Raw genomic sequence first — 15,543 nt, 5'->3', positions numbered from 1 at the left:
GCTAGGCTAGACGATAAAAATTAGACAAGAGATGTGAGCCTTTGGGTTGAGCTTTGGAACCTGAATTAAGATTGTTGAGCGTGTCGAAGCATCAAAGTCCTGTTCCACTCAGTTGCGCGTTATTGTGTCGTGGGAAAAAGCAATATTTAGGTTGGGATTTGTAATTCAAATCTTTAAGCCTTAGCCCGTTGAAATCTTACAAACAGAATTTAAGCAAAATGAAGAAAAGAAGTTTTCTACTGATAATGGCCGTTTTTTTTAGCCAACTGACTTTTGGTCAAGAAAAGATGATTCCTCGTGATTTAGATTGGTCAGAACGGATGGCGCTTTCGGTGATGAAAAGAAACCCCGAAGCTTGGCAGATTGATTTTATGGATCGGCCGGTATGGAGTTATCCGCAGGGATTGATGCTGCATGCTTTTGAAGAGTTATGGAAAAAAAGTGACAGTGAAAGCTATTATATGTATATCAAAGCTTATGCTGATGAGCTGATTGACCAGGATGGACAGATCAAAACGTACAAATACGAAACCTATAATATTGACATGATCAATTCAGGGAAGTTACTGTTTAACCTGTATAGCAAAACCGGCGATGTACGCTACAAAAAAGCCATTGAGACCCTTAGAGGTCAGCTAAAATATCAGCCCAAAACCAGTGAAGGAGGCTTCTGGCATAAGTTACGTTATACCAACCAGATGTGGCTGGATGGAGCCTATATGGGCACACCATTTCTGATGCAGTATGCCAAGGAATTCAAAGATCCGGAAGTTTTCGAAGAAGGTATTTTACAGCTAGTACTGATGGAAAAACACCTAAGGGACCCAAAAACGGGTTTGCTTTATCATGGCTGGGATGAAAGTAAATTTCAATCATGGGCTGACCCAGAGACAGGCCGATCCCCAAATGTATGGGGCAGGGCCATGGGCTGGTATGCCATGGCCGTGGTAGATGCTTTGGATTTTTTGCCAGAGGAACACTATGGAAGAACTGTTTTGTCAGGTATTTTACAAAGGCTTGCTGTAGCCATCAAGCATTACCAGGATGAACAGACGGGGTTATGGTACCAGGTGATTGATCAAGGAGCAAGAGAAGGTAATTATTTGGAGGCATCTGCATCCAGTATGTTTGTATATGCATTGGCCAAAGGTGTAAATAAAGGTTATTTGGACAAGGTTTTCAAACAGATAGCAGAAAAGGGTTTTGAAGGAATTGTCACGGAATTGATAAAAGTAAAAGAGGATGGAGAAGTCAGCTTAACTCAAGTATGTGCAGTGGCAGGTTTAGGAGGGAACCCTTATCGAGACGGTACTTATGCATATTATGTCAATGAAAAAATCAGAATCAATGACCCTAAAGGAGTCGGGCCGTTTATTTTGGCAGCTTTAGAGTTAGAAAGATAATTTCACGGTTGAAAAATCATAAAAGATGAAAGTAGAAAGTAAATATTGCATTTTAGGATTGGTCTTGAGCCTATTGGTAAGTTGTGGGCAAAAGGATGTTGAACAGGTAGATCAAGGTCCTTGGTCGCAACTGGATTCCATTCGTGCTTTGATCAAGGCACCTGAGTTTCAGGATCAGGATTTTGTGGTTACTGATTTTGGGGCCAAGTCTGGGGGAGAGCAACTCAATACAGAAGCGATTGCTCATGCCATAGAGGCTTGTCATAAAGCTGGTGGGGGCCGTGTGGTGATTCCTGAGGGAGTATTTCTTACAGGTGCAGTGCATTTAAAAAGTAATGTGAACCTTCATATTTCTGAAGGTGCTGTATTGAGGTTCAGCCGTAATCCCAAAGACTACCTACCTATTGTGCGCAGCCGGTGGGAAGGCATGGAACTGATGAATTATTCTCCTTTTATCTATGCCTACCAACAGGAAAATATCGCTATCACTGGTAAAGGTACGCTGGATGGAAATGCGGACATGGAAAACTGGTGGCCTTGGTGCGGTGCCAAACACTATGGCTGGAAAGAAGGCATGGGAAGGCAAAACCCATCCAGAAAGTTGCTACATGAGATGGTACATGATCGTGTGCCATTGGAAGAAAGGGTATTTGGAGAGGGGCACTATATGCGTCCACAATTTGTACAGCCTTTTGAGTGTAAAAATGTTTTGATCCAGGATGTTAAATTGATTAATTCACCAATGTGGAACCTTCATCCTGTGCTTTGTGAGAATGTTACCGTGGAGCGGGTACGCATAGAAACCTTAGGCCCCAATAATGATGGATGTGATCCAGAGGCTTGTAAAAATGTATTGATTAAAGATTGTTATTTTGACACTGGAGATGATTGTATTGCCATCAAGTCCGGGCGAAATGAAGATGGGAGAATCCCTGGAATTCCTTCAGAGAACATTATTATTGAGGGATGTGAAATGAAGGAAGGTCATGGAGGAGTGGTCATTGGTAGTGAGATTTCCGGTGGAGCCAGAAATATCTTTGCCCAAAACCTTTTGATGGACAGCCCTAATTTGGATCGGGTACTTCGTATCAAAACCAGCTCTAAAAGGGGTGGAACTGTCGAGAATGTATACATGAGAGATGTGGTGGTGGGTACTTATAAAGAAGCTGCCGTTCGGTTTAATATGTTTTATGAGGAGGAAGGTGATCATATTCCAACCATTCGCAATATTATTGTAGAGAACCTTCAGGTTAAGAACGGAGGTAAATATGCTGTTATGGCCAATGCCTACGAGAGTTCTCCTGTTACCAATTTTCAAATGATCAATTGCCTCATAGACAGCGTCGATGAAGTTTTCAATGTCAATCACATGAAAGATGTGAAGTTTGAAAATGTTGTGATCAATGGAGAGGAGGTTAAGTTTGAAGAAGAAGTAAAATAAAAAGGTAAGCTTAGTGCTATGAATTTGGCAGTGAATAACAATTAAGAGAATAGAAAAAAGATACTTCAGACCAAGTCTCTCATATTTGTGAGAGACTTTTTTATTGGGGTATTGTTATGTTTATTGGAATGGAAAAATACATTTAGTTTGAGGAATGATGGATTGTCTATTTTGCGCAAAATTATTGTGGATATTCAGATTTTTTATTGGTTTCACAAACCTTTACTGATAGAAAAGGGGATTTGCTATTTTCTTAAAGCAAGTTTGAAAAAAGTAAAAGATGGTACTTGATATCGAGAATGTAGATAACCATTTCGACCAAAACTTTCTTATCTTGGAAAGTAAGTAGATGAATTTCGACAAAAAATAGCCTATGAAAAAGATTATTCCCCTTTTAGCTGGACTACTTGTATTAGGAGTTTGGGCATTTACTGACTCTAAAGAAAAGCCAAAAGTCAAACAAGTTCCCAATATACTCTTTGCCATCATGGATGATGTGACTTATATGCATATGGGGGCTTATGGCTGTGATTGGGTGAAAACGCCCAATTTTGATAAAATTGCAGCGGAGGGGATTCTCTTTAATAATGCTTACACACCGAATGCCAAATGTGCCCCTTCCCGTTCTAATATTCTCACTGGAAGGAATTCATGGCAATTGGAGGAGGCAGCCAACCATTGGCCTTATTTTCCGGCCAAGTTCAAGACTTTTGCCGAGGTGCTGGATGAACATGGCTATCATGTAGGGTATACTGGAAAGGGCTGGGCTCCTGGAGTAGCCAAGCATGAAGATGGAAGTCCTAGAAACCTTTTGGTCCACAATTACAGTCAGCTTAAAACCACTCCTCCAACTCCCCAGATAAGCAACGTGGACTATGCCGCGAATTTTGAAGCTTTCTTAAAGGAGAAAAATGATGATGAGCCTTTTTTCTTTTGGTATGGAGGATTGGAACCGCATAGGGGCTATGAATATGGTTCTGGTATTGATAAAGGGGGAAAGTCGCTTAGCGATGTTGGGGACGATCAGGTATTTAGCTTTTGGCCGAGCAAAGATTCTGTAAAGACTGATTTACTCGATTATGCCTATGAGATAGAATACTTTGACAAGCAACTGGGTAAGATGTTGGATGAACTGGAAAAACGTGGAGAACTGGAAAATACAGTTATTGTTGTCACTTCGGATAATGGCATGCCATTTCCAAGAATTAAGGGGCAAGAGTACGAATATTCCAACCATTTGCCGCTAGCAGTGAGGTGGGGTGATGGTATCTCATCAATAGGAAGAAAAATTGATGATTTTATCAGTTTCATCGATTTTGCTCCAACATTTCTGGAGTTGGCCGGAATAAAAGAGAAGGAAAGTGGGATGAAGAACATTACGGGTAATAGTTTCACAGATATCCTTTATTCGAGCAAATCCAAGCAAGTGGATCCCAAGAGAGATCATGTATTGATTGGTAAGGAAAGACATGATGTAGGGAGGCCAGAAGATCAGGGGTACCCTATAAGGGGGATTGTCAAAGGTGACCTACTTTACTTACAAAATTTCGAACCAGATAGATGGCCGGCTGGTAATCCTGAAACAGGGTACCTCAATACTGATGGCGGTGCTACCAAAACGGTTTGTCTTAATTCCATTTATAATGAAAGTACTTTACAATATTGGGCCTGGTCATTTGGAAAACGTGCTTCAGAAGAGCTTTACAATATAAAAGAGGATCCAGACTGCATCCATAATCTAGTGGACAATAGCGGTTTTAAAAAAGAAAAAGAAACTCTAAAGAAAGAACTTTTCAAAGAATTAAAAGCACAGTCTGATCCTAGAATGTATGGAAAAGGAAATGTCTTTGATGAATACAAGTATGCAGACCTGAGTGGGGTTGACTTTTATTCAAGGTACATGGATGGGGAGGAAATGCGTGCAGGCTGGGTAAATAAAAGTGATTTTCAAATACTAGATTTAATTAAAACCTACTCAAAGAGGAATGCTGAATAATAGGATTATCCAAGTCAAAAGATATTAGTACTACAAAACAATGTTCTTTATTTTTTCAAAAAAAATACTAAGTAAGGTGTTGATTTACTGATTTTTGTAGATGAATGGTTCGTTCCATTTATATTTCTATCAGGGTTCTTATATTCTTGACTTTTTTCTATGTTTTTATGGATTAAATTAATATTTTAAATAATTGAATTACAGAAGGATGTGCCTGTGAAGTGAGTGGTAATTCAGAATTTATTATTGTCTTTTCAAATCAACACAAACTATAAATTAAGACCACTTATGAAAAAAGCAGTTTTTACCCTACTATTTTTTACCTTATTGGGTATGATTGGTGTTCAGGCACAAACGGTATCGGAACCTATAGAAATTCTTGAAAAAGGAATTTTCAAGAAAAAGGTCTATAAAAAATGTGATATCGAGATGGAACCTGTTCAATTGATCAAGCTCTTTCAAAACGATCCAGCCATGAAAGACTATGTAAAACCTATTGCCGGCAATTACCTGATTTCTAAATTACTCAGTGGAGCTGCGTTGGTTTTGGTGACTTATCCCATCTTGAATTCTATTAGTAATGACCATGATCCCAACTGGAATCTGGCCTATATCGCAGCAGGTTGCGCTGTAGCTTCCATTCCTTTTCAGAAATGGTTTGAGAAAAATGCGGACAAGGCTGTGGCATATTATAATGCCGGCTATCAAGCCCGGGCTGACTATCAACCCACACTAGATATACAAATAGGCAATAATGGTCTCGGCTTAGCTTTCAAATTTTAACCTTCATTAAGCACCAATAATGATGAAAATGAATCAAAAAATATCTAAGATCTACCTTTTAGCTTTCCTGATGCTGAGCTTATCCACTTTTCCTTTGTGGGCGCAGGAAGGTCCCCTGAAATTGGCTTCAGACCAGTGGCCTCCTTTTACAGACACTGACCCCAATTCAGCTGTGGCCCTGAACTTGGTGAGGGAAGCACTCAGAAGGATTAAAATCGAAACGGAGGTGACCATACAGGATTTTGAAGATGTCATGACAGGCATCGAACACAATAGTTTTGATGGGAGTGCCGCCTTGTGGATGACAGGGGAGCGGGAAGCCATATTATTGTTCTCCAACGCGTACATGCAAAATCAATTGGTGCTGGTCGGCAAAAGAGGGCAAGATGTGGATCTTCTGGCCATGAATGGTTTGGCTAACAGAAGCTTAGGCCTGGTAGATGGCTATGCTTACAACCGCGATTTTGAAAATGTTGATGATGTTACGCTAATCCATAGCAAATCAGATGAGGAAAACTTTCAGAAGCTGTTGAATGATGAGGTAGACTGTATATTGGTTGATGCATTGCTGATGGAATACCTCTTAAAAGGCCAAAGTGAAGAAGTAAGGGAGCACCTGGTCATTAGTAGAAAAGCCTTTATCATCAAGCCTCTTTATTTTGCCCTTCGCAAGGACCTACCCGGAGCTGAAAAGATCATCAAACAGTTTAACAAAGAGATTAAAAAAATGGCCAATGATGGGACTTACCACCAACTGTTGGGTTTGGATTGGTTGGCCATGGACATGAACAATGACGGTATTGCAGAGTTGATACCAAAGGGCAAAGTGATAGGAACAGTTCCACCACTTTCATCTTACATGGTCTACGCAGATGGAGAAGAAAAACCCACCTCCATGAAATACTATGTGGGCGGAAAATATTACGATAGTTGGGATGATATTCCGGAGAAACACAAGGGTACAGTCAATGTTTCTGCATCACCAGATGCCAGCAACCCTGGGATAAGAGTTAATTTTAAGTAAGTTGTTGGTCATCAGTTGTTTTTGATGGATTATTTGAACTAGAAATATTAAATTAAGAAATAGAAGAGAACAAACTTTAGATATTATGAATCGAATGAAAAATTTGTCAATTCTCCTGATGATGTTTTTTGGCATTGTTGGATTTCATCAGGAGGTACTGGCACAAGAAGAGAAAAACGATGTGATTGTCAAAATGGATGGTAAGAAAATGGAGGGGAAGGTAACCAGTATGGGGACCACTTCCATTAAGTTTAAATATGCAGGAGAAGATTTGGAGTATGAAGTAAATAAAGATGAAATTAATAAAATCGAGTTTGCAAGTGGAAGGGTAGAGGTAGTCAATGAGGTGGCTGTGGCTGCCCCTGTCTCCGCAACTCCCAAAGTAAGTGCAGAGGAAAGACGAAATAAACTGGCGGTGCTGCCCTTTGAAATCATTACCAATGATCAGGGAATGATGGTGGATGCCATCAGAACCCAAGCCCAAAACGAATGTGCCAATTTATTTAGGAGCAACACTTCTTTAATCACGATTCAAGACCCAATGATGACCAATTCTATATTGGAAAAGAACGGTATTGATGCCAACCACTTGGCTACTGCTGCCAATCCTAAGGAAATTGCGGAGTTATTGGGGGTAGAGTATGTAGTGTTTGGCTCTTCGGATATTGAAAACAAAGGCACAAGAACCTATGGTAGTTCTGCCACTACTTACAAAGAAAAAGAGAAGGAAAAGGACAGAAAGAACAATGAAACCAAAGGAACGGTGGTATCTTCAGGAAGCTCCAGTACTACGATAGATTATGATACGAGAGTGGGGCTTAAAATCTTTAATGATAAGGGACAAACTGTATATTCTGATTCAAGAAGTGCATTTGGGAGTGATACAGATTCCTATACCAGTTCGCTTAGTTACATGATCAAAAGAACCCCTTGGGGAAGCAAACATAAATAAGTAAATCGAAATTCAATGATATTGGGTCCTCTGAGCTGTCAGGGGGCCTTATTTATTTTATCGATTTTTTAAATTTTCATCAGGAAAATGCTTTCATGAAGAAAAGAATAAGAGTTGTCCTAATAGTTCTTAGCTGTCTACTGCTTATAATAGTAGGAGCCTTATTTTTGACTAATTCTTTTCTTGATCAAAATGGAATCAGCTTTGGAGATGTTGACTTTGATTTTTCGGGAGCAATAGAAGTGTCTGATATCAGGGTAGATCAGTCGGAATTGAGCATAGAAGCAAAATCATTAAGTCTAAATTGGCAGTGGAGTGCTTTATGGAATAAAAAACTTGAAGGGGACTTTTTAAAATTATCTGATGCAACCATTCAATACCTGAATACTGGAGAAGCTCAAGACACGGGAGATTCCTACATCCCTAAAATTCAGTTAAGGCATATTGATCTTAAAAATATCAACTTTACTTATGTTGATGATCAGGATACCATCAGTTGGTCTGTAGATGATGCACTGCTAACAAGAGTGGATTTTGAACAAGAATTGATCATTGATTCATTGATCATCAATGGAACCAGGGGGGACTTAAGGTTTGGAGAAAATGTAGATAAGAACCTTGAAGAAAACATTGGAAAAGGAGGACTAACAACTTTTAAATCAAAGGTAGTTGATATTCAAAATGGAGAGATTTTAGTGATCCATGCAGCTCAGGAATATAAGTTGAATGATATTTCATTGATGGTGGAGGATTTGAGTGGAGCTGAAATATGGAAGACGCAGCTTAATGAATTGGGTTTGGTCTATCAGGATACGGTACAATTAAACCTGAATTGGCAGGGCTTAGTAGTCAATGGTGAAACTTCAGCTAACCTGGATGATTTATCCTTTAAAATTCCTGGCCTTCAATTCCAAGTGGACAAATTCAACTTTGCTAATAATGCTGGTCTGGAAGCTGATTTTATCATCAGTGAAGGACAAATTGATACCTATTGGCTGCAGAAATTCTTTCCAGATTTGAGTTGGCCCTTTAAGGAAAATAAAACTGTAAATTTTAAAGGACAGATACATTATGAGAATAACAGTTTGGACTTTCAAGGTTTTCAGTTCGGCTTTGCAAATCACTCCACCATTTCACTGGAAGGGAAAGTAGGAGATTGGCAAAGCAGTTTGGAAATGGAACTCAGAGAGCTAAAGTTAAGCTCAACCCTTTTTGATTTGTTAGGATTTTTAGAAATTGAAATCCCAAGAGATCAAAAAAACTGGCCAATTAGTGGAGATTTTAGCCTTATCGAAAATGAAAGTAAATATTTACTTGATGGGAACTTGTCATTAAATCATACCTCATTTTCTATAGGTACTTCTTTAAGTTTAAGAGAAGATCATACTGCCGTGATAGATTTTGAGATTGTTTCTGGCAAGTTTCTTCTTGAAGATCTATTGAACTCTGAATATGGTTTTCAAAGTTCTCCCATTTGCCTTTCTGGACAAACCTCAATAGGAGGAAATGAAGTATTCTCAGATTTTCGAGCGAGTTTTAAAAGCGATAGCCTCAGTGTACAAGGCTATGGATTTAAGAACCCATCAGTGAGTGTTTCGAGAGAAGGAAAAACTGCTTACATAGCAATTAAGTATGGTTCTGAAGAAGAATATAGACTTGATCTTTCTTCTGTAGACCTGCAGGATGGTTTTAGTTCGGGTAATTTCTCAGGGAAATTGAAAGGTAAGCTGCCTCTTCTGATGGTACATGATCAGCAAGCAGGAGAAATAAAGGGTAAGCTCAATGGAGAATTTCACCTGGAAGATGGCCAGCAACTATTAGCTATAGCTATAGATAGTCTTATTTTTCAGCCCGCTTCTTACGATACAAGTTATTTATCAAATGCCCACATAATGGTAGAGAATGCTAAATCTTCATTTAGTGGAGAAATTGGTATTGATGAAAGACTTGTTTTAAAGGCTAAGGCAGATAAAGCTATTTTGGACTGGTGGGAATCTTCTTCCCGCTGGAGTTCTGAGGTTCCCGATTTTGACCTTTACCTTTCTGCTTCCATAGATTCTTCCTTTTTTTTAAGCTTGACCGGGATTCAAGTAGGGGTGGATTTGGAGGAGTTGTCTTTAAACTCAAACCAAGGTGTTTTATTGGGCAAATTGGCATCTTCTTATTTTAGTTATGGGAATATATTTACCAGTGGGATTTCAGCGGATATCAATTATCAAAACCAACATGTTGGATCAGAAATTTTCATCAACTCATTAGACGCGGGAGGGACGAAGTTGGATAGTTTGATTACTATTGTTACCAATGATGAAAGGGGAGTTTACCTTATAGATTTAGAAACTTTACTGCCTGGATTAAGGGACCGAGTTCAGATAGGGCTTGAGTTGGAGTCCTTGACCAAAGGTATTTTGGTTCGTTTTCAAGAACAAGGTGGAATCCGTTGGGGGAGAGAAATATGGTCACCAGAAATCAACGATGGAATCTATTTTTTAACTGAAAGTAAAGATGAAACCAGTCAATTGGCAGTAACCAATGAAGGACAGCGAATCACCTATCGGTCTTCCCTCCATGGCGAGTCTTTTAAGGTTGATTCCTTGCTGCTAGATAGGTTGATCAATTCTTTCTATCCGGATATTAAACTTGAAGGAACAGTAAATGGTCATATTTCATCCAATGTAGAAGAAGATGCTACCGTTTTTGAAATCAATGGAAGTGAACTGAAGTACGGAGTATATGACCTAGGCAACTTGGTCTTTACTGGATCTTCCTCAAAAGGCAGGGTGGGCATGGACTTGAATTTGGTTTCTCCTTTTGGTGACATCAGGGCTAAGGTGGAAAACAAAGAAGTTGATGGACCGATAAACCTTGATTTGACAATGGAAGAAGCTAACCTTGGTTTGCTTACAGCGCTTTTTCCTGACCAAAACGGAATTAAACTTTCAGGTATGTCCAATGGAAAGGTGTATGGAACATTTGATGATGGCCAACGCAGCATCGAGGGTTTTTTTACTTTTAATAATTCTGAGCTCATATTTGATAAGGCTGGATTTTATATGGCTGTTCCAGAGGATACCATTTTTTTACAAGGTGATGACCTGGTATTTGACCAATTTGTAGTAAAGGACAGGGAAGGTGATCAATTGACATTGGACGGTAAGATTGGACTTGGGCTGTATACCTTCTATGATTTGCAGGTTTCCAGTGAGCATTTTGACCTTGTTAATAGAGAAGAGTCGGGCAGCATTAAAGGGAAAATGGAAGTGAACACAGACCTTAAGGTTAGGGGCAGTTCAAAGCAAATGGGGATTACAGGTAGCCTTAACACTGTAGATGGGGCACAACTTCAATATACTTATGAGGGAACCATAACAACTGATCGTAAGGAAGATGAAGTCATTTTTATGTCGTTTGACCAAAGTTCAAATACAGATTCAACTCTGTTAAATAGGCGAATTAAGGAAAAGAAAGTAATCGATTGGAACGTGGATGTAGGAATTGGGACAACTGATTTATCTCTAATGTTCAATAGTACTTCGCAAGATTATGCACAACTGACTGCTGAGGGAAGTATTTTTCTCAGAAAAGGAAATGATGAAACACCTCTGGTAACAGGAAAGATTCAGAGTTTGGGCGGAAGTTTGCTTTATCAGGCTCCTATGGTTTCCGATTTGGACCTTAAAATCATTGATGCATCGATAGAGTGGTTTGGGGATTTAGGTCAGCCACGTTTTACATTTCATGGGTCAGAAATTTTTAGAATTATTGTCGATAAGGCCATTGTTCCACAAAGTAAGAGAAATACTAGGATACCGGTGACGGTTTTGGCCAAAGTGGAAAACAGTGGGATGGATGATCTTGATTTACAGTTTGATATCAGCAGTACCGATCCCGATTTGGCTTCCTACCTGGCTAATTTACCCCTGGATACCCGTAAATCTTATGCGATGAATTTACTGTTGTTTGGTAGTTTGGATCCCAGCTTCAATATGGGAGCTGCAAGCTATATGGAGACCATTGTGTCAAAGCTTAATGACATTACTAGAAAGAACATCAAAAATGCTGACTTAACCTTTTTTGTAAGAAGTGAAGGGGCATCTAATACTACAGATAAAATTGGTTACTCTTTTTCCAAAGGGCTTTTTCATGAGAGGGTAAAGTTTGCAATTGGAGGAAGTTTGGATATGAGTGAAGATCATCCTCAAGGAGCCAAAGCTTTTAATCCTCTTGGAAGTGTAGAATTAAGGTATGTCATCAGTTCCAAGCCGGATATTAGTATACTGGCTGCTCGGAAAGATGTCTACAGAGGAGTTATTGATGGCCATGTAAATGAGTCTTCGCTTGGGTTAAGCTTTCAAAAACGCTACCCAAATTTGTTTAACCGATTTAAAAGGATGTTTGACCAATGATTTTTAGATACCTAGTCTTTGGTCTTATAGCGCTCGTTCTGTCGGCCTGTTCGGGAACCAAGTCACTTTCCGAAGGGGAAGTTTTATACACAGGTTCTAAAATTCATGTCAACAAACAAGAGTATAAGGAAGAATGGAAAATAGTAAATGGAGAAAAAAAATTAGTGAAAGTGTATTGGGATTTGTGGGATGTGCCCAATGGAGGGATTATGGGACTTCCTACTATGCGATTTTTGTCATTTAGGTTATGGCTATATAACCTGTTTTACAATGAAAAAGATAAAGGAGTTTCTAAGTGGATTAGAGAGAACTTCGGTGAGGAACCCATACTGATCAGTGATATAAGGCCAGATTTGAAAATTCAAAAGGCCATGGAGGACTATGAGAATTTCGGCCATTTTGGTACAAAGGGGAATTATGATCTGCGCTATAATAAAAAGAAAAATAAAGCCTATGTCCACTACAGGCTGACTGTGCCTAAATCCTATCGCTACAGGAAGGTAATGTATGATACTATTTTATTGAATGAAAGTTTAGAAAAGCTGTTTCTTAACTACCAGCCAAAATCCATTCTTCATGATAATGATGAGTTTGATTTGGAAAAGATCAGATCAGAAAAAAGTGGGCTATGGAATTATCTTCAAAATAGTGGTTATTACTATTTAAAGAAAGAGGATGTACTGGTAATGGCTGATACTACGGTGGGCTATAAGCAGTTGGATGTAAAAGTGGGGCTTAATGACGAATTGCCAACTAACTATTACAAGAAGCAACACATCCGTGATTTATCCATAGTCATAGATACAACCCAAAAGGAAATCGAGGGGTATTATTATTGGCCACATGGAAGGGTAAAAAAACATCTATTGGACCAAATGATCCTGGTAAAGACCGGAGATCATTTTTCTTTGGAAAAGACTAAACATTCCATGAGAAACTTGTCGGATCTGGGTATTTTTAGAAATCCATCTATTAGCTATGAGGTGAGTGAACACGATTCCTTGAATTTAGATGCCCATGTAGACTTGATTCCAAGAGATGCTTCTTTAGTAGGTTTTAATGTAAAAGGCAATTATAAAACCACTGGATATGTCGGCCCTTCCATAAGCTTAAAATATGATCAATTAAACCTATTTGGTGGTGCTGAAAATCTTTCTGTGGAAGCAAATACCTATTATGATTTTCCGATTGGTTTGTATAAAGAACGTATATCCAATTCTTCAGGATTTGGCATTTTCACTACCCTAGATGCCCCTTTACTCGATCCCCCATTCAAGTTTATCAAAAGAGCGGTTTCACTTCCCAAAAAATACCTATCACTTGATTTAGAGTATAATAACAGAAGGGATTATTTTACCTTGGCGACTTGGAATGCAGCCTATGGCTATACTTGGAAAAGCAACCCCAAAGTCACCCACAAATTGGATTTGGTGAAATTGACCTATTCTGATGTAATCAGGAGTTCTGAACGGTTTGACACTTTAGTAAACAATGATCCTTCCTTACAGCTGAGTTTGACCAATCAGTTTATTTTAGGTTCTGGTTATACTTACAGGTTTGATAACAGTTCGACTGAAAGTAAACGTGTAGGGACCTATTTCGAAGGGAAGGTGGAACTGGCTGGAAATATTTTAAACTTGGCAAGTGGCTTGATTTCAGAAACAGAAGAAGGTAATAGGAAGTTTTTGGGCGTTAGGTATTCTCAGTATGCTCGGTTTGAATATGATTTTAGGACTTATTGGAGGTTAGGCCAATACAGTCATTTGGTATTCAGGAATATAGTGGGTATTGGTTTGTCATACGGTAATAGCGATCAAATGCCATTTATTAAGGATTTCTTTATTGGCGGTTCAAACAGTCTAAGGCCCTTCAATGCTCGGAATGTTGGACCGGGAAGGTATGTGGAATTAGATGAAGCAGAAGTAAACCAAGTGGGGGACTTAAAATTAGAGTGGAACCTAGAATATCGATTTAAAATTTTCACCAAGCTTAATGGAGCCTTATGGTCTGATGCAGGAAATATTTGGCTGTTGGAAGAAGATCCAAATAGGCCTTTTTCCGGAGTAAGATGGGGAAAACTATTTCAGGACAGCTACCTGACATCAGGTGTAGGTTTGCGAATTGACTTAAAGTATTTACTGCTAAGACTTGACTATGGAGCTGTATTGTATGCCCCGATATTTATCGATGGGTACAAATGGATTTGGGAAAATAAGTTACCACTTCACGGCCCTGTAATTGGATTTGGGTACCCATTCTGATCTGGACTATTTTTGGATGGAAAAAATAGTGTTGTCTTGTTGATCTTCCAACGTTAAGTATTCTGCATAACCACTGCCATGGTATACTAGACTTACTCCATGAATATTCCCTAGACTCTCTAGATAGTCATCCTCGAAAGCCAACTCATCATTAAGGTAGACTTCCACATGTTTATTGGTGTTTTTAATGACCACCTCATGCCATTCCCTGGTATCCAAGCAGAACTTGATAAGCTCATCCGTTCCATATCCTGCCTTTTCGCTGATGCGGTATTCACTGTGTGCACTACACCCTTCATTGGTGGTTTTAAATAGGATTTTAGAATATTCACCTACCACACTTATATAGATTGAATTACATCGAATGGCAGGCCAAAACTCACTGCTTTTTATTTTGGTCTTTAAGATGAAAGTGTCTCCATCACTACTTGTTTTTTGGAAATTATCCAATCTCAAAACAACAATTTTACTAGTGTCCATACCCAACCTATTAAGATCTTTACCATCGATATGGAAGGCATAGTTTGGAGAATTATAGCTCATAGGTATGGGGTAGTAACGCATCGAATAGGGCTGTAGATAATAATAGCCTAAAGCTTGCCAACCTTTGGAGGGTACAAAAACGCGTTCTGAAGCGGAGAGTATCTCTTTGTCTCTTTTTGCAATGTAAGGATGAAATACCCCTGGGAATCTTAAATAAAGAGATGTTTTTTTTCGATGAGGAGTGAGGTAAAAAGGATCAATTCCGTTTCCGAGATGCAAAAACAAAGAGTCCTCAGTCACTGGGATATCATAACTGAAAAATACTGTTGAGGGGCTACTGCCTTCTATTCGTTCTAATTTGAGCTCGGTGAAAAGTGTTTGTTTATCATCTTCAGGTCCACTGGCCAAAAGCAATAAGGAAAATGACAAGGAGACTAAGGCCAGCAAACTCCAAATAGCCGACTTTTGAAACTTTTGTTTTTGATTTTGGAGAACAGCTTCAGGGTCTTTTATGCCGCCAAATATTTGTAAGGCTTCCAAAGTAGCTGGTTGTGGATAATAGGATTCACCAGTTTTGTTCTTTCCAAAAATTCTCTTGAGGGTAGACTTGCTGATAAGAATTTTAGTTTCAACTTTTATTTTGAAACTAAGCTCTTCAAAATCCTTGTTTTGCCAATTTTTTGGCTTACCGCAATTAAACTTATCGACAACGGCTTTTTTTATTATTTCCAGGTGTTTGTCCCGTCTGCTCATTGATGTACTTGAAGGCCGCTACTTAAGTGATTGTCTTTAAA

9 protein-coding genes are annotated in these 15,543 nt (G+C 39.0%); 8 read left to right on the top strand and 1 reads right to left on the bottom strand.

Annotation, left to right across the window (positions count from 1 at the left end):
* The first annotated feature begins 218 nt into the window (after positions 1–218).
* From JL001_RS18770 to JL001_RS18735, 8 genes are all read left to right on the top strand, one after another.
* The gene (locus tag JL001_RS18770) at positions 219–1,403 is read left to right on the top strand and encodes a glycoside hydrolase family 105 protein (RefSeq protein ID WP_200978976.1); all 1,185 of its coding nucleotides are present in this window, start codon (positions 219–221) and stop codon (positions 1,401–1,403) included.
* A 25-nt stretch (positions 1,404–1,428) separates the two neighbouring features.
* Positions 1,429–2,844 carry a glycoside hydrolase family 28 protein gene (locus tag JL001_RS18765; RefSeq protein ID WP_200978975.1) on the top strand — a complete coding sequence of 472 codons (1,416 nt, stop codon included), beginning with the start codon at positions 1,429–1,431 and terminating at the stop codon, positions 2,842–2,844.
* A gap of 373 nt (positions 2,845–3,217) precedes the next feature.
* Positions 3,218–4,840, top strand: coding sequence for a sulfatase (locus JL001_RS18760; RefSeq protein WP_200978974.1), 1,623 nt, complete (start codon positions 3,218–3,220; stop codon positions 4,838–4,840).
* 288 nt (positions 4,841–5,128) lie between these two features.
* Complete coding sequence (locus JL001_RS18755; RefSeq protein ID WP_200978972.1) at positions 5,129–5,623, top strand: hypothetical protein; 495 nt, start codon at positions 5,129–5,131, stop codon at positions 5,621–5,623.
* Between the two features lie 28 nt (positions 5,624–5,651).
* On the top strand, positions 5,652–6,647 hold the full coding sequence (locus JL001_RS18750) for an ABC transporter substrate-binding protein (RefSeq protein WP_200978970.1): 996 nt from the start codon (positions 5,652–5,654) through the stop codon (positions 6,645–6,647).
* An 85-nt stretch (positions 6,648–6,732) separates the two neighbouring features.
* The gene (locus JL001_RS18745; protein WP_200978968.1) at positions 6,733–7,599 is read left to right on the top strand and encodes a hypothetical protein; all 867 of its coding nucleotides are present in this window, start codon (positions 6,733–6,735) and stop codon (positions 7,597–7,599) included.
* Between the two features lie 95 nt (positions 7,600–7,694).
* Positions 7,695–12,005 carry a hypothetical protein gene (locus JL001_RS18740; protein WP_200978966.1) on the top strand — a complete coding sequence of 1,437 codons (4,311 nt, stop codon included), beginning with the start codon at positions 7,695–7,697 and terminating at the stop codon, positions 12,003–12,005.
* Positions 12,002–14,266: a BamA/TamA family outer membrane protein gene (locus tag JL001_RS18735; protein ID WP_200978964.1), complete on the top strand. Its 2,265-nt coding sequence runs from the start codon at positions 12,002–12,004 to the stop codon at positions 14,264–14,266. Before JL001_RS18740 ends, JL001_RS18735 begins: the two co-directional genes overlap by 4 nt.
* Before the next feature lie 6 nt (positions 14,267–14,272).
* Here JL001_RS18735 and JL001_RS18730 read toward each other — a convergent pair whose 3' ends face one another.
* Positions 14,273–15,502: a hypothetical protein gene (locus tag JL001_RS18730; RefSeq protein ID WP_200978962.1), complete on the bottom strand. Its 1,230-nt coding sequence runs from the start codon at positions 15,500–15,502 to the stop codon at positions 14,273–14,275.
* Between the last annotated feature and the right edge of the window lie 41 nt (positions 15,503–15,543).

Origin of the sequence: Echinicola sp. 20G (assembly GCF_015533855.1) — a bacterium.
In the GTDB taxonomy this organism is placed as follows: domain Bacteria; phylum Bacteroidota; class Bacteroidia; order Cytophagales; family Cyclobacteriaceae; genus Echinicola.
This window is presented reverse-complemented; position numbering and strand designations above follow the sequence as displayed.

Coding starts and splice junctions, on each gene's coding strand:
- JL001_RS18770 (WP_200978976.1), top strand. CDS start 219: ATGAAGAAAAGAAGTTTTCTACTGATAATGGCCGTTTTTTTTAGCCAA.
- JL001_RS18765 (WP_200978975.1), top strand. CDS start 1,429: ATGAAAGTAGAAAGTAAATATTGCATTTTAGGATTGGTCTTGAGCCTA.
- JL001_RS18760 (WP_200978974.1), top strand. CDS start 3,218: ATGAAAAAGATTATTCCCCTTTTAGCTGGACTACTTGTATTAGGAGTT.
- JL001_RS18755 (WP_200978972.1), top strand. CDS start 5,129: ATGAAAAAAGCAGTTTTTACCCTACTATTTTTTACCTTATTGGGTATG.
- JL001_RS18750 (WP_200978970.1), top strand. CDS start 5,652: ATGAATCAAAAAATATCTAAGATCTACCTTTTAGCTTTCCTGATGCTG.
- JL001_RS18745 (WP_200978968.1), top strand. CDS start 6,733: ATGAATCGAATGAAAAATTTGTCAATTCTCCTGATGATGTTTTTTGGC.
- JL001_RS18740 (WP_200978966.1), top strand. CDS start 7,695: ATGAAGAAAAGAATAAGAGTTGTCCTAATAGTTCTTAGCTGTCTACTG.
- JL001_RS18735 (WP_200978964.1), top strand. CDS start 12,002: ATGATTTTTAGATACCTAGTCTTTGGTCTTATAGCGCTCGTTCTGTCG.
- JL001_RS18730 (WP_200978962.1), bottom strand. CDS start 15,502: ATGAGCAGACGGGACAAACACCTGGAAATAATAAAAAAAGCCGTTGTC.